26 protein-coding genes are annotated in these 25637 nt (G+C 45.3%); all 26 read left to right on the forward strand.

Annotation, left to right across the window (positions count from 1 at the left end):
• Positions 1-663: 663 nt before the first annotated feature.
• The 26 genes from sucC (at position 664) to fliY (ending at position 25632) form a co-directional block, all read left to right on the forward strand.
• Positions 664-1827 carry an ADP-forming succinate--CoA ligase subunit beta gene (gene sucC, locus JSY36_RS00200; RefSeq protein ID WP_122897126.1) on the forward strand — a complete coding sequence of 388 codons (1164 nt, stop codon included), beginning with the start codon at positions 664-666 and terminating at the stop codon, positions 1825-1827.
• A gap of 17 nt (positions 1828-1844) precedes the next feature.
• On the forward strand, positions 1845-2750 hold the full coding sequence (gene sucD, locus JSY36_RS00205; RefSeq protein WP_122897125.1) for a succinate--CoA ligase subunit alpha: 906 nt from the start codon (positions 1845-1847) through the stop codon (positions 2748-2750).
• Between the two features lie 107 nt (positions 2751-2857).
• A complete protein-coding gene (dprA, locus tag JSY36_RS00210; RefSeq protein ID WP_205164773.1) occupies positions 2858-3727 on the forward strand; it encodes a DNA-processing protein DprA in 870 nt (289 codons plus the stop codon).
• A gap of 231 nt (positions 3728-3958) precedes the next feature.
• Positions 3959-6031, forward strand: a complete 2073-nt coding sequence (gene topA, locus JSY36_RS00215; RefSeq protein WP_205164774.1) for a type I DNA topoisomerase — start codon at positions 3959-3961, stop codon at positions 6029-6031.
• Positions 6032-6518: 487 nt separating this feature from the next.
• On the forward strand, positions 6519-7829 hold the full coding sequence (gene trmFO, locus JSY36_RS00220; RefSeq protein ID WP_183163836.1) for an FADH(2)-oxidizing methylenetetrahydrofolate--tRNA-(uracil(54)-C(5))-methyltransferase TrmFO: 1311 nt from the start codon (positions 6519-6521) through the stop codon (positions 7827-7829).
• A 201-nt stretch (positions 7830-8030) separates the two neighbouring features.
• Positions 8031-8924, forward strand: coding sequence for a tyrosine recombinase XerC (gene xerC, locus JSY36_RS00225; protein WP_205164775.1), 894 nt, complete (start codon positions 8031-8033; stop codon positions 8922-8924).
• 30 nt (positions 8925-8954) lie between these two features.
• Positions 8955-9503 (forward strand): ATP-dependent protease subunit HslV, encoded by a 549-nt coding sequence (hslV, locus tag JSY36_RS00230; RefSeq protein ID WP_122897120.1) that lies wholly within the window; start codon positions 8955-8957, stop codon positions 9501-9503.
• Positions 9504-9527: 24 nt separating this feature from the next.
• Positions 9528-10928: an ATP-dependent protease ATPase subunit HslU gene (hslU, locus tag JSY36_RS00235; protein WP_205164776.1), complete on the forward strand. Its 1401-nt coding sequence runs from the start codon at positions 9528-9530 to the stop codon at positions 10926-10928.
• 18 nt (positions 10929-10946) lie between these two features.
• Positions 10947-11726 (forward strand): GTP-sensing pleiotropic transcriptional regulator CodY, encoded by a 780-nt coding sequence (codY, locus tag JSY36_RS00240; RefSeq protein WP_122897118.1) that lies wholly within the window; start codon positions 10947-10949, stop codon positions 11724-11726.
• Between the two features lie 581 nt (positions 11727-12307).
• Positions 12308-12712 carry a flagellar basal body rod protein FlgB gene (gene flgB / locus JSY36_RS00245; RefSeq protein WP_336511413.1) on the forward strand — a complete coding sequence of 135 codons (405 nt, stop codon included), beginning with the start codon at positions 12308-12310 and terminating at the stop codon, positions 12710-12712.
• 5 nt (positions 12713-12717) lie between these two features.
• Complete coding sequence (gene flgC, locus JSY36_RS00250; protein WP_205164777.1) at positions 12718-13155, forward strand: flagellar basal body rod protein FlgC; 438 nt, start codon at positions 12718-12720, stop codon at positions 13153-13155.
• A 23-nt stretch (positions 13156-13178) separates the two neighbouring features.
• The gene (fliE, locus tag JSY36_RS00255) at positions 13179-13481 is read left to right on the forward strand and encodes a flagellar hook-basal body complex protein FliE (RefSeq protein ID WP_205164778.1); all 303 of its coding nucleotides are present in this window, start codon (positions 13179-13181) and stop codon (positions 13479-13481) included.
• 150 nt (positions 13482-13631) lie between these two features.
• The gene (fliF, locus tag JSY36_RS00260; protein ID WP_205164779.1) at positions 13632-15221 is read left to right on the forward strand and encodes a flagellar basal-body MS-ring/collar protein FliF; all 1590 of its coding nucleotides are present in this window, start codon (positions 13632-13634) and stop codon (positions 15219-15221) included.
• Between the two features lie 11 nt (positions 15222-15232).
• Positions 15233-16243, forward strand: a complete 1011-nt coding sequence (gene fliG / locus JSY36_RS00265) for a flagellar motor switch protein FliG (protein WP_122897113.1) — start codon at positions 15233-15235, stop codon at positions 16241-16243.
• Positions 16236-17027, forward strand: a complete 792-nt coding sequence (gene fliH / locus JSY36_RS00270; protein ID WP_205164780.1) for a flagellar assembly protein FliH — start codon at positions 16236-16238, stop codon at positions 17025-17027. The genes fliG and fliH overlap by 8 nt, the downstream gene beginning before the upstream one ends.
• Positions 17005-18318 (forward strand): flagellar protein export ATPase FliI, encoded by a 1314-nt coding sequence (gene fliI, locus JSY36_RS00275; protein WP_205164781.1) that lies wholly within the window; start codon positions 17005-17007, stop codon positions 18316-18318. Before fliH ends, fliI begins: the two co-directional genes overlap by 23 nt.
• 4 nt (positions 18319-18322) lie before the next feature.
• Positions 18323-18760 (forward strand): flagellar export protein FliJ, encoded by a 438-nt coding sequence (fliJ, locus tag JSY36_RS00280; protein ID WP_122897110.1) that lies wholly within the window; start codon positions 18323-18325, stop codon positions 18758-18760.
• A gap of 15 nt (positions 18761-18775) precedes the next feature.
• Complete coding sequence (locus JSY36_RS00285) at positions 18776-19333, forward strand: MotE family protein (protein WP_205164782.1); 558 nt, start codon at positions 18776-18778, stop codon at positions 19331-19333.
• Between the two features lie 28 nt (positions 19334-19361).
• On the forward strand, positions 19362-20561 hold the full coding sequence (locus JSY36_RS00290; RefSeq protein WP_205164783.1) for a flagellar hook-length control protein FliK: 1200 nt from the start codon (positions 19362-19364) through the stop codon (positions 20559-20561).
• 9 nt (positions 20562-20570) lie between these two features.
• On the forward strand, positions 20571-21020 hold the full coding sequence (gene flgD / locus JSY36_RS00295; RefSeq protein WP_205164784.1) for a flagellar hook assembly protein FlgD: 450 nt from the start codon (positions 20571-20573) through the stop codon (positions 21018-21020).
• Positions 21021-21046: 26 nt separating this feature from the next.
• Positions 21047-21415: a TIGR02530 family flagellar biosynthesis protein gene (locus JSY36_RS00300; RefSeq protein WP_205164785.1), complete on the forward strand. Its 369-nt coding sequence runs from the start codon at positions 21047-21049 to the stop codon at positions 21413-21415.
• A 74-nt stretch (positions 21416-21489) separates the two neighbouring features.
• Positions 21490-22677: a flagellar hook protein FlgE gene (locus JSY36_RS00305; RefSeq protein ID WP_205164786.1), complete on the forward strand. Its 1188-nt coding sequence runs from the start codon at positions 21490-21492 to the stop codon at positions 22675-22677.
• A gap of 68 nt (positions 22678-22745) precedes the next feature.
• Positions 22746-22973 (forward strand): flagellar FlbD family protein, encoded by a 228-nt coding sequence (locus tag JSY36_RS00310; RefSeq protein ID WP_205164787.1) that lies wholly within the window; start codon positions 22746-22748, stop codon positions 22971-22973.
• Between the two features lie 5 nt (positions 22974-22978).
• Complete coding sequence (gene fliL / locus JSY36_RS00315; RefSeq protein WP_205164788.1) at positions 22979-23410, forward strand: flagellar basal body-associated protein FliL; 432 nt, start codon at positions 22979-22981, stop codon at positions 23408-23410.
• A 34-nt stretch (positions 23411-23444) separates the two neighbouring features.
• Complete coding sequence (gene fliM, locus JSY36_RS00320) at positions 23445-24437, forward strand: flagellar motor switch protein FliM (protein WP_205164789.1); 993 nt, start codon at positions 23445-23447, stop codon at positions 24435-24437.
• On the forward strand, positions 24430-25632 hold the full coding sequence (fliY, locus tag JSY36_RS00325) for a flagellar motor switch phosphatase FliY (RefSeq protein ID WP_236784342.1): 1203 nt from the start codon (positions 24430-24432) through the stop codon (positions 25630-25632). The genes fliM and fliY overlap by 8 nt, the downstream gene beginning before the upstream one ends.
• Positions 25633-25637 lie beyond the last annotated feature (5 nt).

Here is a 25637-nt window from a genome sequence, read left to right on the forward strand (position 1 = left end):
TATACTCTGAAGTGGTCTGCGTCGAAGCAACTCGCAGTTTACCCATGAAGCAGCGCTCGTGTCTGCTTGGTCTCCCCGGAACTCGCTTCTCCCGCAGGAGTGTCGCGCATTCGCTCCAATCAACACTTTTTAAAAAACGAAAATGACCTTTTTCACAATAAAAAATCAAAACCAATTTTTATGTTGCAATTAGAGCCCTAAAGTGGTGATGTTATTATCGGACTTTGACTTTTTCAGTGGACTCCTCCGCATTGCGGGGTCTCACCCTAGCCCCCACAACCGCCAGAGTCTCAGGCATCCCGGCTGCATTATGTCTTTTTAAACAAGAGTTGATAAATGACAATATAAGTGTTGATTGATCAGGAACGAAAATCATTTTTCTTGTTCTATAAAGCTGACAAAAAAGTAAATAACGCCCTTTTTTACCCCTTGTTACAACCTGGTTCCAAAATTTCCTGAAAAAAATTGAGCAATCGATTCACAAAATTGACAAAAGTATAGTAAAATAAAACTTGTGCAACGAAGCATATACAAATTTCTTCGTTTCCCGCACGAAATATTTTGTAATTTTTTATTTTCCCAAAAGGGTTTGTGAACGATTAGCGAACTCTCTGAACGAGAGGGAAAAGAAGATGCAGGGACAATTAAGTTAGGAGGATGGCAATGAATATCCATGAGTATCAAGGCAAAGAAGTTTTAAGAAATTATGGTGTCGCAGTTCCTAACGGAAAAGTGGCTTACACAGTAGAAGAAGCTGTCGAAGCAGCAAAATCGCTAGGCACTGATGTAACCGTTGTCAAAGCACAAATCCACGCAGGTGGCCGCGGAAAAGCCGGCGGCGTTAAAGTGGCGAAAAATCTTGACGACGTTCGTACATATGCCGAAGAGATTCTCGGTAAAACATTAGTCACGCATCAGACTGGTCCTGAGGGTAAAGAAGTTAAGCGCTTACTCATCGAAGAGGGCTGTGATATTAAAAGCGAGTATTACGTAGGACTCGTTGTAGACCGCGATACGTCCCGTATTGTAATGATGGCTTCAGAAGAAGGCGGCACAGAGATTGAAGAAGTTGCCGAAAAAACACCTGAAAAAATCTTTAAAGAGGTTGTTGATCCTGTTGTAGGTCTTATGCCGTACCAGGCACGCCGGCTTGCATTTAATATTAACATTCCAAAAGAGCTTGTCCGCGACGCGGTGAAGTTCATGATGGGACTTTATAAAGCATTTGAAGAAAAAGACTGCTCTATTGCAGAAATCAACCCGCTTGTTACAACAGGGGACGGAAAAGTCATGGCACTGGATGCGAAGCTTAATTTCGATTCCAACGCTCTTTACCGTCAAAAAGACATTGTTGAACTTCGCGATCTTGAAGAAGAAGATGAAAAGGAAATTGAAGCATCCAAACATGATCTCAGCTACATTGCTCTTGACGGGAACATCGGATGCATGGTTAACGGTGCAGGACTTGCCATGGCCACAATGGACATCATCAAGCATTACAGCGGTGACCCGGCAAACTTCCTTGACGTAGGTGGCGGAGCAACAAAAGAGAAGGTTACTGAAGCGTTCAAAATCATTCTTTCCGATAAAAGCGTAAAAGGAATCTACGTAAACATTTTCGGCGGAATCATGAAGTGTGACATCATTGCCGAAGGTGTCGTTGCAGCAACGAAAGAGATGGGACTTGAGCTTCCTCTTGTCGTGCGTCTTGAAGGAACAAACGTAGATCTTGGAAAGAAAATTCTTGAAGAATCAGGATTGAACATTACAGCAGCTGACTCAATGGCTGATGGTGCAGAAAAAATCGTTTCTCTTGTTAAAGAGTAAGAAAGGACGGGTAGCAGATGAGTATCCTTATTAATAAAGACACAAAACTAATTGTACAAGGTATTACCGGGGCTACCGGGCTGTTCCACACAAAACAGGCCGTTGAATACGGAACGAATGTTGTAGGTGGCGTTACACCGGGTAAAGGCGGCACAGAAGTAGAAGGTATTCCAGTATTTGATACAGTAAGTGATGCTGTTGAAAAAACAGGAGCAAATGCTTCAGTCGTTTACGTTCCCCCTGCATTTGCAGCAGACGCAATCATGGAAGCGGCAGACGCCGGCATTGATCTTGTTATTACAATTACAGAAGGTATTCCTGTAACTGATATGATTAAAGTAAAACGTTACCTTGAAGGCAAAGAAACACGCCTGATCGGACCGAACTGTCCAGGAGTTATTACTCCTGACGAGTGTAAAATCGGTATTATGCCCGGATACATTCACAAAAAAGGGCACGTTGGTGTCGTTTCCCGCTCTGGTACATTAACGTACGAAGCGGTACACCAGCTTTCCACTGAAGGTATCGGCCAGTCTACAGCTGTCGGAATCGGGGGAGACCCTGTTAACGGTACGGACTTCATCGATGTATTGAAGCAATTCAATGAAGACGATGACACCTATGCAGTCATCATGATCGGTGAAATCGGCGGTACAGCTGAAGAAGAAGCGGCCGAGTGGATCAAAGCGAACATGACTAAGCCGGTAGTAGGATTTATCGGCGGTCAGACTGCACCTCCAGGAAAACGTATGGGCCATGCCGGTGCAATTATTTCCGGTGGTAAAGGAACTGCTGCCGAGAAGATCAAAACACTTGAAGCATGCGGTGTGAAAGTGGCACAAACTCCTGCAGTTATGGGAGAAACGCTTATCAGCTCCCTGAAAGACAACGGTATTTACGAAAAGTGTGTTACTCATAAATAACACGTATTAACTGAGTCCTCCCCCGGCTTCCGGGGGAGCCTCTTTTTCATTCCTCCTGAGCGCCCCATTATGTTATTCCCCATTCTATTACGAAGGCAGGTAAACAAATGAATTATTTAAATGAGCGCATGCTGATCCTCCATTATGCGACACATGCTGATGCCCTTATAACAGAACGTATGTACGCACTCGACCCTGAATTGAAAGCCCCTTTTCAAATGTCGGCCGCCTCTCTTATGGCAGCCTTAAATCTGCGCCTGGACCGGGCAGAACGAATATACAAAAACATTCAGCAACTTAGGCACCGCAACCTCCATTTGGAGCTGGAAAAGCAGGGCATAGGCTTCCTGACCCGGAATGACCCCCATTACCCAGTCCGTCTCCAGATGATATACGATCCTCCTGCTGTACTGTTTTATCAAGGAAATTTGAGCATACTTAAAAAAACGTCTCCCCTCGCTGTAATTGGTTCAAGGAGACCCTCTCCTGAAGCTGTGCCGATTATAGAAGAGCTGCTGAACCCGATCCCCGCTGATGAGCTTCTGATCGTCTCAGGTCTTGCAGAAGGGGTTGATGGATTTGCCCATAAATGGGCTTTGAAAAACAACGTAGCGACAATGGCAATCCTCGGCTCAGGCTTTACCCACATTTATCCTCCATCTCATACACCCTTAGCCAGATCAATCAAGAAAGAAAACCTCATCCTCAGTGAATACCCGCCTGAAACAAAACCTCAACGATGGCATTTTCCACAGCGAAACAGACTCATCTCCGGAATCAGCAAAGCTGTTCTCATTGTCGAAGCCAATGAAAAAAGCGGTTCGATGATTACAGCCAGCTGTGCACTTGAACAGGGCAGGGAGGTTCTTGCCGTTCCCGGTTCACCTTTAAAAAAGCAGGCCGCAGGCTGCCTGAGACTCATCCAGGAAGGAGCAAAAACGGTTATGTCTGCAGAAGATATAATAGAAGAAATTTAAAAAAGAAGGTATGGAATCCGGAAAAAAGTGAATAAATATCAAACAAGTACACGTGTAGCCTGAAAATTCAAAAAAGAAGATACAACAAGGCTTTAAGTGGTTTTGAAAGGAGTAATAACCGTTTTTTTCCGTTTTCATGTTTGACAAACCATAAATGTGTAGTTAATAATAGTGGAGATTTGATTTTACTATATTTGAACGATTTTACCTCTGAAGGGGAGGAACAACATTATGTCCGATTACTTAGTGATCGTCGAATCCCCGGCTAAAGCGAAAACAATCGGTAAATATTTAGGAAAGAAATATGCAGTAAAAGCATCGATGGGACATGTTATTGACTTGCCGAAAAGTCAGATGGGTGTAGATGTGGAAGACAACTTTACCCCTAAATACATCACCATCCGTGGAAAGGGCCCTGTTCTTAAGGAACTTAAGACAGCAGCGAAAAAAGCAAAAAAGATTTATCTTGCAGCTGACCCCGACAGAGAAGGGGAAGCCATTGCATGGCACCTTGCCCACAGCCTGAATATTGACGATAAATCAAAATGCCGAGTTGTTTTTAATGAGATTACCAAACAAGCTATTAAAGATTCGTTTAAAACACCAAGAACCATTAATATGGATTTAGTGGATGCCCAGCAGGCACGGCGAGTTCTTGATCGTCTTGTCGGTTACAATATCAGCCCGTTATTATGGAAGAAAGTTAAGAAGGGTCTGAGTGCAGGTCGTGTGCAGAGTGTAGCTGTCAAAATGATTATTGACCGGGAAAAGGAAATCGAAGCTTTCGAGCCCGAAGAGTACTGGTCAATACAGGCGGAACTGAATAAAAATGACGAATCATTTGAAGCGAAGTTTTATGGAGTCGACGGGAAAAAGACGGAATTAAAAACGAAAGAAGATGTAGACCTTGTTCTCAACAAGCTGTCAGGTGATACGTTCACCGTGGATAAAGTTACGAAAAGGGAACGCAAACGCAACCCGGTCGTACCATTTACCACTTCATCACTCCAGCAGGAAGCTGCCCGTAAACTGAATTTCAGAGCAAAGAAAACGATGATGCTCGCTCAGCAGCTTTACGAAGGTATTGATGTAGGAAAAGAAGGTACCGTCGGTTTAATCACGTATATGCGTACCGACTCAACACGGGTTTCAGAAACGGCACAAAATGAAACAAAAGACTACATCGAAGCCAATTACGGTAAGGAATACATTAATACCGAACAAAAAAAATCGAAACAAAGTGCCAATTCACAGGATGCTCACGAAGCGATCCGGCCGACTTCTGTGATGAAAGATCCGAAAAACGTCAAGTCATATCTTTCCAGAGACCAGTACCGTCTGTATAAACTGATCTGGGATCGCCTTGTAGCAAGCCTTATGGCTCCTGCGGTGATGGACACCCTGAGTGTGGATCTCTCAAACAACGGTGTGATTTTCAGAGCGAACGGATCGAAGCTGAAGTTCCCCGGTTTTATGAAAGTGTATATTGAAGGCACAGATGATGGTAAGAAAGAAGAAGACCGCTGGCTGCCTGAACTTGAACAGGGGGAGGAGGTCGTTGTGGAAACGATTGATCCGAACCAGCACTTTACCCAGCCGCCGCCGCGTTATACTGAGGCGCGTCTCGTAAAGACGATGGAGGAGCTCGGTATCGGGCGACCGTCAACTTATGCACCTACGCTGGATACGATTCAGCGTAGAGGGTATGTTGCACTTGAAGATAAACGTTTTGTACCTACAGAGCTTGGTACCATCGTTCTCGATCTTATCATTGAATTCTTCCCGGAAATCCTGAATGTGGAGTTTACGGCAAAGATGGAAACGGACCTTGACTCAATTGAGGACGGTAAGGAAAACTGGGTTCAGGTCATTGATCATTTTTACAAAGATTTCGAAAAACGCCTGAAAACAGCAGAAGAAGAGATGAGAGAAGTAGAGATCAAAGACGAACCGGCAGGCGAGGATTGTGAAAAATGCGGGCATGAAATGGTCTTTAAGATGGGACGTTATGGTAAATTTATGGCCTGTTCCAACTTTCCTGAATGCCGCAACACAAAACCGATCGTAAAAGATATCGGTGTGAAGTGCCCGACTTGTAACGAAGGAAATATTGTGGAACGTAAAAGTAAAAAGAAACGCATTTTTTACGGATGTGACCGTTATCCGGAATGTGAGTTCATTTCCTGGGATAAACCGATTAACCGTACGTGCCCGAAATGTTCAAAAATGCTTGTCGAGAAAAAGACCAAAAAAGGCATCCACGTACAATGTTCCGAATGTGATTACAAAGAGGAACAAAACTAACATATTAGGTAAAGGGCCCATAAAGGGCTCTTTTCTTTTTGGTTTTTTGAATCGGACGAGGAGTCACCGGCACCACCTCCACGTGAAAAGAGAAGGGCTGGCTTAATCTTAAATTCTGTAAGCTAAAGGAAGAGGGAATAAAACAGACAACCATGCTGATTTATTCACAATATTGTACATGAAAATAGGTATGCGGTCTTATTCAGCTGAGTTATCCTGTTCCCCTGATTATTACAACGCATCTGAATGTCAATAAAGGGTTATAACCCCCTTCCATAATTTCTTTTACAGGGGATCGTTTAATAAACAATCCTTAAAACCGCTCCAGGGGGCAGCCCTTCTTTCCTGTGTATACATGTATGCCCTGTTGTTCTTGCATTTCTTTATTTGATAAGGTATATTAGCAGGCGTAGTAAGAACTGATTCGTGAACAAATAACAGTCGAGTGATCCCTGTTGTCCGGATAACTGTACTGTTATTGAGGAGGATTAATATGACACAACACGTAAATGTAATAGGAGCAGGTCTTGCGGGAAGTGAAGCTGCATGGCAGCTTGCAAAGCGCGGCGTAAAGGTACACTTGTACGAAATGCGTCCAAAAAAGCAGACACCTGCCCACCATACAGATAAATTCGCAGAGCTGGTATGCAGCAACTCCCTGAGAGCCAACGGACTGGCAAATGCCGTCGGTATATTGAAAGAAGAAATGCGGCACCTGGATTCTGTCATTATCAGGTCTGCTGATGATTGTTCCGTTCCTGCAGGGGGAGCACTTGCAGTAGACCGTCATGAGTTTGCCCAGCTTGTTACCGACCGTGTAAAAGGCCATGAAAATGTAACGGTTTTTTCTGAAGAAATTACGAAGATTCCGGATGGCCCGACGATTATTGCTACAGGCCCCCTTACCTCTGAGAGCCTTTCGAATGAACTTAAGGCCCTTACAGGAGAAGAGCATCTTTATTTCTATGATGCGGCAGCACCGATCCTTGAAACGGACTCGGTTGATATGGATAAAGTCTACCTCAAGTCCCGTTATGATAAAGGGGAAGCAGCTTATCTGAACTGCCCGATGACTGAAGAGGAATTTGACCGCTTCTATGACGCACTGATCAATGCAGAAACAGTGCCGGTTAAAGACTTTGAAAAAGAGATGTTCTTTGAAGGGTGTATGCCGATTGAAGTGATGGCGCGCCGGGGAAAGAAAACACTCTTGTTCGGACCGATGAAGCCTGTGGGTCTGGAAGATCCGAAGACAGGTAAACGTCCTTATGCTGTTGTTCAGCTCAGACAGGACAACAGTTCAGGAACCCTTTACAATATTGTCGGTTTTCAGACACATATGAAATGGGGTCCGCAAAAGGAAGTCTTTTCATTAATCCCGGGACTGGAGAATGCAGAAATTGTCCGTTACGGCGTGATGCATAGAAACACATTTGTTAACTCACCGAACCTTCTTCGCCCCACCTATCAGTATAAAGACAGGGACGACTTGTTTTTTGCCGGTCAGATGACAGGTGTAGAGGGGTACGTGGAAAGCGCCGCAGCAGGACTTGTCTCCGGTATTAACGCTGCGAAGCTTGTTGCAGGAGAAGAACTGGCAGTCTTTCCTGCGGAGACAATGACAGGCGCGATGGTCAACTACATTACGACGGCAAACCCGGATAACTTCCAGCCGATCAATGCAAACATGGGTCTTCTTCCGCCATTTGAAAAGCGCATTAAAAACAAAAAAGAGCGCTATGAAGCCCACGGTGAGCGTGCATTGGCAACAATTCAGAATTTTGTGAAAAAAGTGTAAAGTTTATTGAAAGAGCTGCTAAATTGTGATACGATTTAGTAGCTCTTTGTGATTAAACCACCAAAGCACCTGTTACAGAGGCTTTTCTGCCAGCATTATGACAGGTGGTTGGTGATTGAAAAAAATGTTGACCGGAGCGGAAATCAGCATTGAAAATTAACAGAGTGTTTCTACAAAACGAAAGTCCGGGTGAATGTATAAATGACTGAGGATTGGACGACAACGTTTATACGATACTTGCAAATAGAGAAGAATGCTTCGGTTCATACGATCGAAAACTACCGAAAAGATATAACAGATTTCCTTGAATTCATGAAGAACCATGGAATCAGTGATTTGACGGGAGTTTCGTATCCTGAAGTACGGGAATATCTTTCTGTCCTCCATAAACGGGAGTATGCCCGGAAAACAGTCTCCAGAAAAATCTCGGCACTTCGCTCGTTTTACAGATTCTTATTAAGGGAAGAAGCAGTAAAGGACAACCCGTTTATACTGGCATCGATACCTAAAAGCGGGGAGCGGCTGCCTACTTTTCTGTATGAGGAAGAAATGAACACTCTGTTCAACTACATAGACGCCACCGGAAGCCTCGGCCAGCGAAACAAGGCCATCATTGAACTTCTTTACGCTACAGGCATCCGGGTGAGTGAATGTGCAGGTGTGAACGTATCAGACCTGGACCGTGACATGGCAACCCTTCTTGTGAGAGGCAAGGGGAAGAAAGAGCGGTATGTACCGGTCGGCAGCTTTGCTATGGATGCCATTGAGACTTATTTGAATGACGGACGTAAACAGATTATTGACGGTAAAGAAAATCCTGAAGCGCTCTTTCTGAACTACAGAAGCGGCAGGCTGACTCCGAAAAGCATCCGGACAATGCTGAAAAAGATTGTTGATGATGCTTCCATGAATGCAAGGATCAGTCCCCACGTGTTCAGACACACGTTTGCAACGCACATGCTCAATGCAGGAGCTGATCTTCGGACCGTCCAGGAACTTCTCGGCCACAGTCAGTTAAGCTCTACCCAGGTTTACACGCATGTTACGAAAGACCGGCTGAAAGAGATGTATCAACGGTCACACCCGAGAGCATAGATACGATGATTTCTTTAAAGGAGCGTTCACATGGAACAAATCAGAGGTACAACGATATTTGCTGTTAAGCACAACGGGTCCCTGGCCATGGCCGGAGATGGCCAGGTAACGTTTGGGAATGCGGTTGTGATGAAGCATACGGCTAAAAAGGTCCGCCGCCTTTATCGTGGTAAAGTTGTTGCCGGTTTTGCAGGCAGCGTTGCGGATGCCTTTACCCTTTATGAAAAGTTTGAGAACAAACTGGAAGAATACAGCGGAAATCTTCAAAGAGCAGCCGTGGAACTTGCAAAAGAGTGGCGGAGTGACCGGGTTTTAAGGAAACTCGAGGCGATGCTAATTGTGATGGACAGCGCCAACCTTTATCTTATTGCGGGTACAGGTGAAGTTATTGAACCTGATGACGGAATCATTGCCATCGGCTCCGGCGGTAATTATGCACTGGCTGCAGGCCGCGCCTTGAAAAAGCACGGGGAAGGACTGAGCGCCAGGGAGCTGGCTGAATCAGCTCTTGAGGTAGCCGCCGACATCTGTGTGTATACCAACCGGGAAATTATTGTAGAAGAACTGAAAGAGTCCTGATTATATAAAAGGGGGAAAAACCCGATGAGTGAAGCATTTACACCAAGACAGATTGTTGAAAAGCTTGACCAGTATATTGTAGGGCAGTCCCAGGCGAAGCGTTCCGTAGCAGTCGCCCTTCGAAACCGGTACCGGCGTTCGAAGCTTAATGAAGGACTGCGGGATGAAATTACACCTAAAAATATTCTCATGATCGGTCCTACCGGAGTAGGTAAAACAGAAATCGCACGCCGGCTCGCTAAAATTGTTGGAGCACCTTTTGTCAAAGTGGAAGCGACTAAATTTACTGAAGTCGGTTATGTAGGCCGTGACGTGGAATCCATGGTTCGTGATCTTGTGGAAACGTCGATCAGAATTGAAAAAGAGCAGAAAATGGCTGAAGTAAAAGGCGAAGCGGAACAAAGCGCCAATATGAGGCTGGTGGAACTTCTCGTTCCATCCAAAAAGAAAGAGAACAATTATAAAAACCCTTTTGAAATGATTTTCGGAGGCAATCAGGAAAACCAGCAGCAACCGAACCAGGATCAAAAAGAAGAGGAAACGATCCGGGATAAAAGGAAGCGTTCCGCCCGCCAGCTTGCCATGGGAGAACTTGAAGATCATGTTGTAACCGTTGAGGTTGAAGAGCAGCAAGGGAACTTTATGGATATGTTCCAGGGGGCAGGCATGGAGCAGATGGGTATGAATATGCAGGAAATGCTCGGAAACATGATGCCGAAGAAAAAGAAGAAGCGTAAGCTTACGGTGAAGGACGCACGGAAAGTTCTCACAGAAGATGAGGCCCAAAAACTCATCGATATGGATGAAGTCACCCAGGAGGCAGTCACACGGGCTGAACAGCTGGGAATCATTTTCATAGACGAAATTGATAAAGTGGCGGGGAAAAACTCAGGACAGACTGCAGATGTATCCCGGGAAGGTGTCCAGCGCGATATTCTTCCAATCGTGGAAGGATCGACAGTGGTTACGAAATATGGTCCTGTTAAAACGGATCATATGCTGTTTGTAGCAGCCGGAGCGTTTCATTTTTCAAAGCCGTCTGACCTTATTCCCGAACTTCAGGGGCGTTTTCCGATCCGCGTCGAGTTGTCAAGCTTGACTGTTGACGATTTTGTCCGTATCCTTGTAGAGCCGGATAATGCTCTATTAAAACAGTATCAGGCCTTAATGGAAACAGAAGGTATACACTTGAAATTTTCTGACGAAACTGTTTATAAGATTGCAACAATTGCCACACGTGTAAATGAAGAGACTGAAAACATCGGTGCCCGTCGTTTGCATACGATTTTGGAAAGACTTCTTGAGGACCTCTCATTCGAAGCATCAGACATCAATCTGGAAGAAGTGGTCATCACACCAAAATATGTGGAAGAAAAATTGCAGAATGTCGTAGAAAACCGCGACTTGAGCCAATATATTTTATAATTCACGGGAGGATTCGTAATGGATTTACTATCAAAAACAAGAAAGATTAATGAATTACTGCAAAAAACAGGAGGACAGCAAGTAAATTTTAAAGATGTTGCTGTTACACTGCGAGACGTCATTGAAGCAAACACGTTTATTGTAAGCCGCCGGGGTAAGCTTCTGGGCTACGCTATTAAACAGGAAATTGAAAATGAGCGTATGAAGCAAATGCTTGAGGACCGCCAGTTCCCTGAAGAATATACGAGCGGGCTGTTTAAGGTGGAAGAAACGTCTTCCAACCTTGACATCAACAGTGAATTCACTGCTTTCCCGGTAGAGAACAAAGACCTTTTCGAGAACGGTCTTACAACTGTTGTTCCTATCCAGGGTGGAGGACAGCGTCTGGGCACATTGATTCTTGCCCGTCTTTCAGATTCATTTGACAATGATGACCTGCTCCTTGCTGAGTATGGTGCTACTGTAGTAGGTATGGAGATCCTTCACGAAAAAACAGAGGAAATTGAGCAGGAAGCCCGTTCCAAAGCGGTTGTTCAAATGGCGATCAGCTCCTTATCCTACAGTGAGCTTGAGGCAGTTGAGCACATCTTTGAAGAGCTTGAGGGTCACGAAGGTCTTCTTGTCGCAAGTAAAATTGCAGACCGCGTAGGGATCACCCGCTCAGTTATCGTAAACGCCTTAAGAAAACTTGAGAGTGCCGGTGTTATTGAATCCCGCTCACTCGGAATGAAAGGGACGTATATTAAAGTCCTTAACGATAAGTTCCTCATCGAGCTTGATAAACTTAAGAACAGCTAAATTGAACCACTATAAAAAACGCATGGAAATCCATGCGTTTTTTGTTTTGCGATATTTAATACCCGGCGGTATAAGAGGTATCCCTGAGAGGGTGACGAGCGGTCCCGTAACTCCTGTGTGGGAATGCGTGCTCCGCTGAAGGAGGAACCGGAGCACGCTCCTATGCCATTTATACCATTCTGGTTCTGAGTATATATGTCAGCTAATACAGTGCGACCGGTGGAGGACCTCCGGCATGCAAAGACACAAAGGTGAGACATTATGGAAGGCGTATATGGCTCACAAAAAACAGTAAGCAAGTTGATGTGATTCTGAAAACTGTCCCGAATGGTGTTGGGACAAAAGTCACATGAATAAAGATTAGGAGGCGAATGTGACTTTTAATAGAAAGGGACGTGTGACAAGGCTCACAGGAAGATTGGACGACAAGTACCTCAAAACAGTGAATTAGGTCTTTTTGATTGACATAGTACCAATTTTCTTCAAAGTTAGACAATCCCACCATAATTATATAAAATACGACTAGATAGAGGAATTTTTTCACTGTATTTTGAGATTTTAACACTTTTAGGGAGAGTAAAATGATGAATCTATTCAATAATTCGACAAATCAGTTACTCCATTCAGCATTAAATGCTTCGATGACACGCCAGAACACGATATCCAACAATATTGCAAATGTGGATACACCGAGCTATAAAGCTAAGAAAACGGTGTTTTCCCATGAACTGAAAAGTGCCATGAATAAACCGGATTTTGACGCTCACAGAACCGACAGCCGCCATCTTTCATTCAGAGAGGCGGGAAGCTCGGGTGTTGAGATTCAGAAAAGAACAAATACGGCATATAACCACAATGGCAACAATGTAGATATCGATCTTGAAATGACGGAAATGGCTAAAAACCAGATTTACTATAATACATTAATTGATAGAATGAACGGCAGGTTTAATTCAATTCAGACTGTGATCGGGCAAGGGAGGTAGAATAGATGTTTAATGGGATTAATACGTCAGCATCAGCCCTCACATCCCAGAGGCTGCGGATGGATGTGGTATCTTCAAATATGGCAAATGCCGATTCAACGAGAGGAAGATTGGTGGATGGGGAATGGCAGCCATACCGAAGAAAGATGGTCGTCATGGAGCCGAATAATACGTTTAAGAATCATCTGGACCGCGCGAGGAATGAGAATGCGGGAAGTGGTGTGAAAGTGAGCAGAATAGTGGAAGACCAGACACCGTTTAAACAGGTATTCCAGCCGGAGCATCCTGATGCTGATGAAGCGGGATTCGTTCAGCTCCCGAATGTGGACCCACTGAAAGAAGTCGTAGATATGATGAGTGCAACAAGATCCTATGAGGCAAATGTAACTGCCCTGGACGCTCATAAAAATATGCTTTTAAAGGCCCTTGAAATTGGACGTTAAATGATAATACAGGAGTGAATATTATGGACCCAGTACAATCCATACAAAACAGCATGATGAAACCGGCAGCAGGAAAGATGAGTGCAAGACCCGGTTTTGAAGCCCAGCAGGCATTTGCAGGCTGGCTGAATCAAGCTGTACAGGATGTGAATGATAAACAAATTGCTTCAACAGCGGCCACTGAAAAAATGGCCAGAGGAGAAAACATTGATCTTCATGATGTGATGATTGCTTCACAAAAAGCAAGTGTAGCACTGCAGACGACTGTAGAAGTGCGTAACAAGGCGATTGAAGCCTATCAGGAGATCATGAGAATGCAAGTTTAATATAGCTTTCGTCTTTAACAATCTGCTTATGGGTGTCTATGATCTATATATCGTCAAAAATATCCTGGACTTAATACTTTTTCTTAAAAAAAACATTTACCAATAAACGAAGCTGCGTAGAGATCAACACGAAGCGTTACAGGAGGAGCCATGAACGAAACATTAACCACCTACAAACAAAAGACAGTCGAGCTATGGCAATCAAGGACATCCAGGCAGAAGGGGTTACTTGTAGGTTCCGTTATTTTTGTCATACTCATGATTCTCCTATTGGTCTGGTTTGGATCGAGAACGTATTATGTTCCTCTTTATACAAACCTCACAGCTCAGGAAACTGGAGAAATAAAAGCAACACTTGATGCCAGGGGAATTGACTCTGAAGTCGGACAGGACGGCTCAACGATCCGGGTTCCGGAAAGTGTTGTCGATGACCTCAAGGTTGAACTGGCAGCTGAAGGACTGCCGAGAAGCGGGAGTATTGACTACAGCTCCTTCCAGGAAAACATGGGATTTGGAACAACGGATAAGGAATTTAACGTTCTTGAGCGGGGTTTAATGCAGACAGAACTTGAAAAATTAATCCGGAGTGTAGACGGGGTTCAGGGGGCCCAGGTGATGATTACACTCCCCGAGGAATCAATCTGGCTTGCAGATGAACAGGGGACGGCTTCCGCATCCATTGTGATGAGTCTGGCACCAGGGTCTTCCATGGACCAGAATAAAGTGAAATCACTCTATCATCTGGTATCCAAAAGTATACCGAACCTCCCTGTGGAAAATATTGTGATTATGGATCAGATGTTTAACCATTTTGAATATCAGGATCAGTCCACCATTGATACGACACTTTCAGTTTATGAGCAGCACCGTTCCATTCAACGGGATATCGAGCGGGATATTCAGCGCCAGCTTCAGCAGATGCTTGGAACAATGATGGGGGCGGATAAAGTACTTGTAACGGTTTCGACTGACATAGATTTCACTAAAGAGAACAGAGAAGAGCACCTCGTAACGCCGGTGGATGAAGAAAATATGGAAGGTATTGCCGTAAGCGTGGAACGAATTACGGAAACCTATACAGGAGATAACGCTGAAGAAGGCGGGATTGCGGGTACCGGGGAAGAAGATATACCGGGGTTCCCTGCTGTAGCGGGCTCCGGCAGCGGAGACTACGAACTCATTGAGGAACGGATTAACAATGATGTTAACCGCATCACTCGGGAAATCGTTGAGAGTCCTTATCAGGTAATGGATATCGGTATCCAGGTTATGGTTGAACCGCCCGATCCGGAAGACATGGCCTCACTGCCACAGGAACGAATGGATGATATTCAGCAGGTCCTTACACAAGTCGTGCGTACTTCCATATCTAATGACGTACTTGCCGGGTGGGATGATACGGATATCAATGAACGGGTCTTTGTATCAGCTCAGCCTTTTAACGGCAAACAAACCTTTGCAGACGACACGGCACAATCCTCAAACTTAGGTTATGTACTGGCAGGAGGACTTGGATTTGTAGTTCTTGTACTTCTATTCCTTTTACTTCGCAAACCTAAACGTGAAACTGAAGAAGAAGAACGGGAAATTCAGCAGGAAACAGCCGTTTTTGATATTCCGGATGTAAATACAGAACGCGATTCAGAAGAAAAAGCCCGTCGCCGCCAGCTTGAAAAGATGGCTAGAGAAAAGCCTGAAGAATTTTCAAAGCTTGTAAGAACGTGGCTCTCAGAGGATTAGGAGGGTAAAGTGTGGTCAAGCGAAAGACATTATCAGGGAAAGAGAAAGCCGCAGTACTGCTGATCTCTCTTGGTCCTGATGTATCTGCACAGGTATATAAGCACCTTACAGAAGAAGAGATTGAAAAACTTACACTTGAAATTGCCGGTGTAAGAAGAGTAAATACCGAAACAAAAGAGGAAGTACTCAGTCAGTTTCACCAGCTTGCGATGGCTCAGGATTACATATCACAAGGCGGTATCAGCTACGCGAAGGATGTCCTTGAAAAGGCTCTTGGCGAGGAAGAAGCCATGTCCATCATTAACAGGCTCACCTCCAATCTTCAGGTCAGACCATTTGACTTTGCGAGAAAAGCCGATGCATCCCAGATTCTGAATTTTATCCAGGGAGAGCATCCCCAAACAATTGCACTCATTCTTTCCTACCTTGACAGTGAACAGTCGGGTCAGATTCTTTCTTCTCTCCCGCAGGATGTCCAGGCTGATGTGGCAAGACGGATTGCTACGATGGAAGGAACGACACCTGAGATTATCAGCGAGGTGGAGACGATTCTTGAAAAGAAACTTTCTGCTACTGTCACTCAGGATTATACACAGGCGGGCGGTATAGAATCGGTTGTTGAAGTGTTAAACAGTGTAGACCGGGCAACTGAACGAACGATACTGGACAGTCTGGAAACACGTGATCCGGAGTTGGCGGAGGAAATTAAGAAGCGGATGTTTGTGTTTGAAGATATCGTCACTCTTGATAACCGGTCAATACAGCGTGTCATACGGGATGTTGAAAATGAAGACCTTCAGCTGGCTTTGAAGGTAGCTTCAGAAGAAGTGAAGAATATGCTGTTCGGTAACATGTCCCAGCGCATGGCAGAAACATTTAAAGAAGAAATGGAGTTTATGGGTCCTGTCCGTCTGAAGGATGTTGAAGAAGCCCAGTCACGAATTGTATCCGTCATCCGCCGCCTTGAAGAAACAGGTGAAATCGTGATCGCCCGTGGTGGAGGAGATGATGTGATTGTCTAAATTCATTAAGTCATCCATGGCAAAAAAAACGAACGTAACATCGATTATCCAGATCAAATCCCTTAATTCCGAACCGGAACCAAAAATGTCTGATGATCTATTATTCGAACAGGAGGAAGCCGAAGACGTAACAGTTCAACTCGAAAGGGCAAAGGAAGAAGCATTCAGATTAATAGAGGAAGCCAATGCCTATAAGGAACAGGTGAAAAGTGAACTCGCCTCCCAAAGGGAGCGGGCAAAAGAAGAAGCCGTGTCTCTGTATGAAATGAGAAAAAAAGAGGGCTGGGAAAAAGGGTACAGTGACGGACATGAAGCAGGCCTCAAGGCCTGCGAAGAAGAGCTGGCAGGAGCAAGAGAAACGGTCAAACGGTCGAGACAGGATTATCTCGATACCCTGGAAAAAGCGAGTCCTGATATTCTCAGTATCGCCCTTGCTGCTGCAGAAAAAATCCTGGGCACAACGCTCACTGAAGAAGCCATGTGGGCAGAATTCGTGTCCCGGGCTGTTGAAGAAGTCAAGGATCAGCAGGAGATTGCTGTCTACATACATCCCGACCGCTACGAAGAGACGCTCAGACATAAGCCGGAGCTTGAGCAGATCGTTCTTTCTGCCAAACATATCTATATTTACCCTGACAGAAACCTTCCATTATCCGGATGTACAATTGAAACGCCATTCGGAAAGATGGAAGCGGGCCTAGGCAGCCAGCTTCATGAATTAAAGCATCAGCTAAAAGAGATTCAGAGACAGGATGAGACCGATGAAGGCAAGTCGAATCATTAATGAAATTGAACAACTCAGTTCTTTTAAATGGTACGGAAAAGTATCGCAGGTTGCAGGACTGATGATCGAAGCCAGAGGGCCTCAGGCTTCCATTGGAGAGCTGTGTTATATAACCGCCGGAAAACATCCGTCAAGAAAAATCATGGCTGAAGTCGTCGGTTTTAAAGACGAAAAAGTCCTTCTTATGCCATTTGACGCCATACAGGACATCGCGCCGGGCAGTCTCGTTGAATCAACCCGCAATCCACTCAGAATCAATATCGGCACAGCCCTCATCGGGAAGGTAATAGATGGAATTGGAAGACCCCTTCAGGGAGGGCAAGACATTCAAGGCTGCAAACCTTACCCAACGGATAATCCGCCGCCAAACCCCATGGAAAGACCTCGGATTTCCGCTCCCCTGAGCCTCGGCATAAGAGCAGTGGACAGCCTGTTTACAGTGGGAAAAGGACAGAGGATGGGAATTTTCGCCGGAAGCGGTGTTGGTAAAAGTACGATGATGGCCATGATTGCGAAAAACTCTGATGCAGATGTGAACGTAATTGCCCTTATCGGCGAGCGGGGACGGGAAGTGAAGGAGTTCATTGAACGGGATCTTGGTGCCGAGGGACTGAAGAAGACAATCGTAGTCGTTGCCACCTCCGATCAGCCGGCTCTTATGAGGATAAAAGGAGCGATGACAGCTACTGCAATTGCAGAATACTTCCGGGACCTTGGGATGAATGTAACGCTCATGATGGACAGTGTCACCCGTGTGGCAATGGCTCAGAGGGAAGTTGGTCTTGCAGTAGGAGAACCCCCCACCACAAAAGGGTATACCCCAAGCGTTTTTGCCGTTCTGCCCCGCCTTCTCGAGCGAAGCGGAACAAATGAACACGGAACAATTACCGCATTTTACACGGTTCTTGTTGACGGTGACGACTTATCTGAGCCCATTGCCGATGCGGTACGGGGGATTTTGGACGGACACCTCGTCCTCGACCGGAAGCTTGCCAACAAGGGACAGTTTCCCGCGGTGAACGTACTTAAAAGTGTCAGCCGGGTGATGAAGGACATTGTGAAGGAAAATCATTCACATGCAGCCGATAAAATGAGAAACCTGATCAGTGTGTATGAAGAATCAGAAGATCTGATCACCATCGGAGCGTACAAAAAAGGATCCAGCAATAGTGTGGATGAGGCAATTACCCTGCACCCGGTCATTATTGACTTTCTAAAGCAGGGCAATAAGGACCTGGTTACGTTTGAAGAATCAGTCGGGCAGCTTTTAAAGACAGTTGGAAAGGTGTGAGCGAATGACTTTTGCATTTTCTCTTCAGAAGGTTCTTGAACTAAAAGAATACGATAAGAAAATAGCGGATGAAGCCTGTACACAGGCAACCAGGGAATTCGAGGAAGTGGCAACGAGCCTTTATCACTTAATGAAGAAAAAAGAAACGCTTCAGGAAGAGTATCACCAGGCACTCGAAACAGGCACTTCCATATCCCGGCTGCGGCTTTACGAAACAAATCTTCAGAGTATGGACAAGCTCATCTACCTTGGCCAGAAGGATACACACAAAGCCAGGCTTAAAATGCAGACAAGCGAGCAAAGACTCACAAGCAGAGCACTGGATGTAAAAAAATACGAAAAAGTAAAAGAAAAAAGAAAGCACGATTATGACGAAAAAAGAAAAGCTGATGACCAAAAAGCAATGGATGAAATTGCCGTGCAGCAGTTTTCATGGAAGTAAAGCAGGGTGAATGAGATGGAAACAAAAGAACGAACGAACAAGTTGCAGGCAGTATTCATGCTTATCCTGATCCCCGTCATCTTTATTGTGATTTTCGGGTTTGTCATTCTTTCAATCCTTCATGATGATATGAAAGGGGCTGTTCTTGAATCGGCAGGTTCCTGGCCCGTCGTAGGGTCCTTAATAGAAACAGAAGAAGAGATCGCAAGGGATGCACTTGAAGACCGGATTGCAGAGCTTGAAAGAGAAAATGCCTCATATTCAAATGCGGTTGGATCTCTGGAAAATGAAATAGCGGACCTGGAGAGGATCATCTCAGAAATGGAAGAACAAGGACCGGATAATGATCCGGTTGAGGCTGATGAAGAAGAAATCACCGGTTCTGATCTGGAGGAGATAGTCCGTACCCTTGAAAATATGACAGCCTCCAAAGCGGCTGCTATTTTAGCCAATACAGATGAAAGTGATGCGGTTCTTTATCTGAACCTGATGCGTACGTCAAACCGGTCCCAGATTCTTCAGCGGATGGATCCTGAAAAGGCAGCCGTGCTCATGAGCTTAATGAAAAACTAAACTTTGGGTTCTTAAAGGAGGTGAACATATGAACATGAACGTTTTATCTGTTACTGCTCCTGGAGCCGTCATGGAGCAGAAAACAGGCTCACCATCTGGAAAAAACACGTTCGGCCACCTTTTGGAAGCCATGATTGCTGATGGTGATGTCTCGGTTCCTTCAGAAGAAACAGGTATGCCGGAGGAAGAAGTGGATTTAATTATTGAATTACTTCACTCAGCGGGCAAATTACTGAATCCTGAAGAAACCATTTCAGAGGACATTCTTGATAATGATGAACTGTTATCCCTGTTATCCCACCTTTATGAATCTGAACACATCATTCATGCCATACAGGAAGGGATCTCAGTCTCCCAGGTTTTGGAGGAAGGCTGGCCAGAAGAAATCAAGCTTGCGCTGCTCAGTGCCCACGGAGCTCTCATCAACGAGCCTGAGGATGAAAGCGTCATAGCTGCAGCGCATGAGGGTAACCATGAGAATGCTGCAAAAAAACTTATCCAGTTTATCTCACAATCCCCGGTCATATTAACCATTACGGCACAGGCGGTTCAAGGAAACGGGGATGAACATGTAAGGAACTCAGGTTTCTGGAGAGTGCTCCTTACTAAAGTAAAGGATTTTGTTGAGAATGCACCGGCCAAACCTGCAAACGTACAGAGTTTCAACCAAAGAGAAATAGCAGAAGGTGCTTTTACAAGACAGTTCAATCCGCTGCCTCAGACCCCGCAGCAGATCGTTACGATGGACCAGCTTAATCAGCCCTTCAATGCGGTGCAACAGCATGTCATTCATACGGGCGAGCAACGTCAAGGGTCACAGCAGCTTCATGATTTTATAAAACAATTTGAAAACATTCTGGCAAGCCGTGCGTTTAAGCAGACAGGACAGGGAGTACAGCAGCTTTCGATTAAGCTGTATCCTGAACACCTGGGGCGTCTTGATGTCACACTTACAAGGTCAAAGTCCGTGATGACGGCAACCATTATGGCTTCCACTACAGCAGCCAGGGACCTGATTGAGTCTCAGCTTCAGCATCTGAGGCAGGCGTTTAATTCCCAGCAGCTCCCTGTGGACCGAATTGAGGTTACTCAGCAGCAAGGTTTTAAGGAAAAGCAGGAACAAGAAGACAATGGCCGGGATACTGGACCTCGCGAAGAACGTGATGAAGAGAAACAGGAAGCCGATTTTAAAGAATTACTCAACGATTCGATTAACGAGAAAGTGTAAGGTGATCTTATGGTGACATCCGTTACTGATAGTCTCTATCTCGAAGATTATAAAAAGCAGCAGTCAAGCCGGGGAACAACAGACCTGGACAAAGATGCCTTCCTGAAGATTCTTATTACCCAGCTTCAGAATCAGGATCCGATGAACCCAATGGAAGATAAAGAATTTATCGCCCAGATGGCACAGTTCTCTTCCCTTGAGCAAATGACGAATATCCATTCCACTCTGGAAAAGATCGCCAATTCTTCCCAAAGCCAGCCATTTGCAAGTTACGGAGATATGATCGGTAAGAAGATTGAATGGGAGAAAGAAGGTAAAAATGAAGATGGAACAACAAAGCTGGAACGTACGGCCGGTCTGGTGACAACAGTCTCTTTTAAAGATGGAAACACGTCCTTCATTGTTGACGGTGAACATCATCTGTCACCAAAAGATGTTCTGAGTATCTCCTTACCTTAACTCACACTCAAAAGGAGGGAGAAAAAGTGGAAATCACAACGCATCATCTGTTGAATCCGCTGAGGATACCATCAGTAAAGCAAAACAACCCATTGTCAGGTAAAGCGTTTCAATCGTACTTACATGAAACTCTGTCCGGGTCGATTAAAGTAAGCAAACATGCTGAGAAAAGAATGAATGACCGGAACATTCTCCTGAGTGAGACAACCTGGTCAAAAATTGAAAGCAAACTGGAAGAGGCAAAACAAAAAGGGGTCAATGAAAGTCTCGTGCTTACAACTGAAGCGGCCCTTGTGATCAGCGCAAAAAACGAAACCGTGATTACAGCAATGAAGCGCAAAGAAGCATCGTCACAACTTTTTACCGGTATAAACGGAGTGATCATTATAGATTAACCGGCTGGACCTTAAGAGGAAGCCGGCTGTCGCGGACTGACTGATGCGGCAGAATAAAAAGGAGAGATAAGAGAATGATCAGATCAATGTACGCCGGAATCGGCGGTATGAAGAACTTCCAGACGAAGCTGGACGTAATCGGAAATAACATATCCAATGTAAACACGCATGGCTTTAAAAGCGGGCGGGCAACATTCCAGGACCTTGTAAGTCAGCAGTTATCCGGTGCAAGTACGGCAGGGGATAACCGGGGGGGCAGAAACCCCCAGCAGGTAGGTCTCGGCACAACGCTCTCTTCCATTGATTCCGTACAGACCCAGGGATCCATCCAGTCAACAGGGCGAGATCTGGACCTTGGCATATCCGGGGACGGCTTTTTTATTGCTGCCGATGGTAACCAAAACTATTACACAAGAGCAGGTAACTTTTATCTTGATCAGCAGGGAAATCTCGTGAACTCAGAAGGGATGAGAATCCAAGGCTATCCGGCTGATGGCGACGGGGTCATTGACGATACACAATTAGGAAACCTTCTTATCCAGTCAGGTGCAGGAACAGCACCGCAGGCAACGGAGAACGCAACACTCCGGGGGAACCTGAACGCAGAAGGCGACATCGGCGCTGCACGTCCCATGCAGTTTCTGGTCTATGATGAACTCGGCCGGACCCATTCGGTTCCGGTGGAATTCGTAAAAACAGGGGATAACAGCTGGAGTGTGACAGTTAACCAAGCAACAACGCAGCTGAACTTTGCAAGCGGTCAGCTCGGTGATGATGCAACTATGGAGGTTCAGCTTCCTTTAGGTGACGCTGCAGATATAGAATTTCAGCTGGATTTCTCCCAGCTTACCCAGTATGCTTCCCCGTCCAACGTGGAAATTGATGAAGTGGACGGCAATCAGGAAGGTGTTCTTGAAAGCTACAGCATTTCCAGCTCCGGTGAAATCAACGGTGTCTTCTCCAACGGCGATGTGAGGCTTTTAGGACAGATTGCTACAGCTAACTTTAATAACCCGGCGGGACTTACAAAAGCGGGTTCCAATATGTTTCAGGTTTCAAACAACTCAGGTAATCCTCAGGTTGGCGTTCCCGGTAACGGGGGCAGAGGTGAACTGATGGTGGCAGGTCTTGAGATGTCCAATGTGGATCTTTCACAGGAATTTGCAGAAATGATTGTGAGTCAGCGCGGGTTTCAGGCAAACACGAGAATGATAACAACGTCTGATGAACTTTTACAGGAACTGGTTAACCTGAAACGATAATGGCTTGTGCCGCTCAGGGCTTATAAGGCTCAGGGCGGCAGCAAACAGGAGGGGGTTGGCCTTTTATTATGGTAGAGCTTACACGCCTCAACAATCAGGTGTTCACATTAAATGCCCTGTATGTTGAACAGGTCCAGTCATTTCCCGATACGACGATTACACTCGTAAACGGGAAAACAATCGTTGTAAAAGAAGCAGAAGCAACTGTGAAAGAGAGAATCACAGATTTTTACAGACAGGTGGGTCTGGCTCCCGCAACAGTAAAAGAAAGTAACGGCCGGAGAGGAAGTGAATAGAGCAGGTGTTTAAAAACCGTCTAGTCAGAATTATGGTCATTATTCTAACAACGCTCACACTAATCGGGGCGATTACACTGGTTATCGTCACCCAGTTTGTTAATCCAACAAGCGCTGACTCGGAACCGACAATCGATGAAATGATTCAGTGGAGTGTGGAAACTGATGAGATTACAACGAACTTATTATCCAATAATGTTATCCGTACGAAGTTTGTGATTCAGCTTGACAGTAAAAAGACGAAAGAAGAATTTGAAAAGCGGGATTTCCAGGTTGAGAATATTATCATCCGTGTACTATCCGACAGAAGTGCCAGTGACTTTAAAGGATCCGAATCAATAGTAGAACTGGAAGAAGAACTGGCAGGGCTTTTCAATGATCTGCTTGTATCCGGTTCCGTGGAGAGTGTGTATCTGCGGGAGCGGATTATCCAATAAAAGGAGCCCCGCAGGCAAAGGCAGGTGAATATTTTTGGCAGATGTATTATCACAAGGAGAGATCGATGCTCTTCTCTCGGCTATTTCAACAGGTGAGATGGATGCCGATGAACTGAAAAGAGAAGAAGCGGAAAGAAAAGTCCGCACTTATGATTTTAAGCGGGCCCTGCGTTTTTCAAAAGACCAGGTCAGAGGGCTGACCAGGCTGCACGAAAACTTCTCACGGCTGTTAACCACCCAGATGAGCGCGCAGCTGAGAACGTACGTTCAGATCCATGTAGCCTCCGTCGACCAGCTTCCTTATGAGGAGTTTATCCGTTCCGTGCCCAAAAGGACGATTTTGACGGTTTTTGAGCCTGCTCCAATGGACGGTCGTCTCCTTATGGAAGTTAACCCGAACGTTGCTTATGCCATGCTCGACCGTCTGCTCGGCGGCAAGGGGGAGGCGCTCAGTAAGAGTGAGGGTCTGACAGAGATTGAGACAAAGATTATCACCCAGCTGTTCCAAAGAACATTGTATACGTATCAGGAAGCGTGGAGTTCAGTGGGTGATTTTGACCCGGTAATGGAGGAGTTAGAGGAAAATCCTCAATTCCTTCAGCTGGTGTCTCCAAACGAGACTGTCGTGGTCATTTCGTTGGAAACATCCATTGGTGAAGCTTCAGGCATGATCAATTTCTGTCTGCCCCACGTCGTAATTGAACACCTGCTTCCAAAACTCAGTGTCCACTTATGGATGCAGGAAAAACAAAAAGAACGCCTTCCTTTCGAAGAGGCATCACTTAAAAAGAATGTAAAAAAAGCAGTGCTGCCAATCAGTGTAGAGCTGGGACGCTCGTCGATCACGATCCAGGAATTTCTGCAGCTCGACAAGATGGATGTCATTGAGCTCGATCAGAAAACAGATACACCACTCCTTGTGAAAGTTGGCAGTGAACCAAAGTATCTGGCCCAGCCAGGGAAGCTGAAGAAGAACCTGGCAGTTCAAATTACCGATGAGATAAAGGAGGGAGAAGACATTGACTGATGAAATGTTAAGCCAGGAAGAAATTAATGCTTTGTTAAACGGAATGAATGAGCCTGATGATGAGAGCAAAAGCAAAGCGCTTTACACGGAAGACTACCTGTCAGGCATTGAGCAGGATGCTCTCGGTGAGATCGGCAACATTTCCTTTGGCAGTGCAGCAACAGCCCTTTCAACACTCCTGGATGAAAAAGTAGATATTACAACGCCGAAGGTATCGATTGTCAGAAAAGAAGAATTGGATCAGGAGTTTCCTCATCCTCATGTAGCCATTCATGTTAAATATACGACCGGCTTTGAAGGGGTAAACCTGATGGTGATTAAGACAACCGATGCGGCAATCATCGCAGACCTTATGCTCGGAGGAGACGGCAGGAATCCAGATGAGAACCTTTCCGAAATGCATATCAGTGCGGTTCAGGAAGCGATGAATCAAATGATGGGTTCAGCTTCCACATCCATGTCTACGATTTTTAACAAGAAGGTGGACATCTCACCACCTGGCATTGATCTTCTGGATGTAAGTGAAAACAAAGGGATACATAAACTCCCTGACGGTGATGCCCTTGCAAAAATATCATTTGACCTGAAAGTCGGAGATCTGATCGATTCAAGGCTTATGCAGCTGGTGAGCATCACGTTTGCAAAGGAAATGGTCGAAGAACTTATGAACCCCGGAGAGAGCGGGGGAGAAGTGGCTGCTGCCCGTGAAGATGATACAAAGTTGAATGAACAGAAGGGCAGTGGTGATAAACACCGCGAGCCTGTTAAAGAAACGACGGAACCGGTGACACAGAATGTGTATGATTCATACAATCAAATAGAAGAAGAACTTCCTCACTTCAGTTCAGGCAATGTCAATGAAAGGTCGGCAAATGTAGCACCTGCTGCTTTTTCCGATTTTGAAACGGAAGAAAGAAGAGGACTAGTAACAGAAGTGAAAAACCTCGATATGCTTCTGGATATTCCTTTGGAAGTCACCGTTGAACTTGGAAGGACAAGGAGATCGATTAAAGACATCCTTGAATTGTCCCAGGGCTCGATCATTGAACTGGATAAGCTCGCCGGAGAACCAGTGGATGTTCTCGTCAACCAGAAGCTTATTGCCAAAGGGGAAGTCGTTGTCATTGATGAAAACTTCGGTGTAAGAGTAACCGATATCGTAAGTCAGCATGACCGGATCAATAAACTGAAATAAATTCA

Origin of the sequence: Alteribacter salitolerans (genome assembly GCF_016901055.1) — a bacterium.
GTDB lineage: Bacteria > Bacillota > Bacilli > Bacillales > Salisediminibacteriaceae > Alteribacter > Alteribacter keqinensis.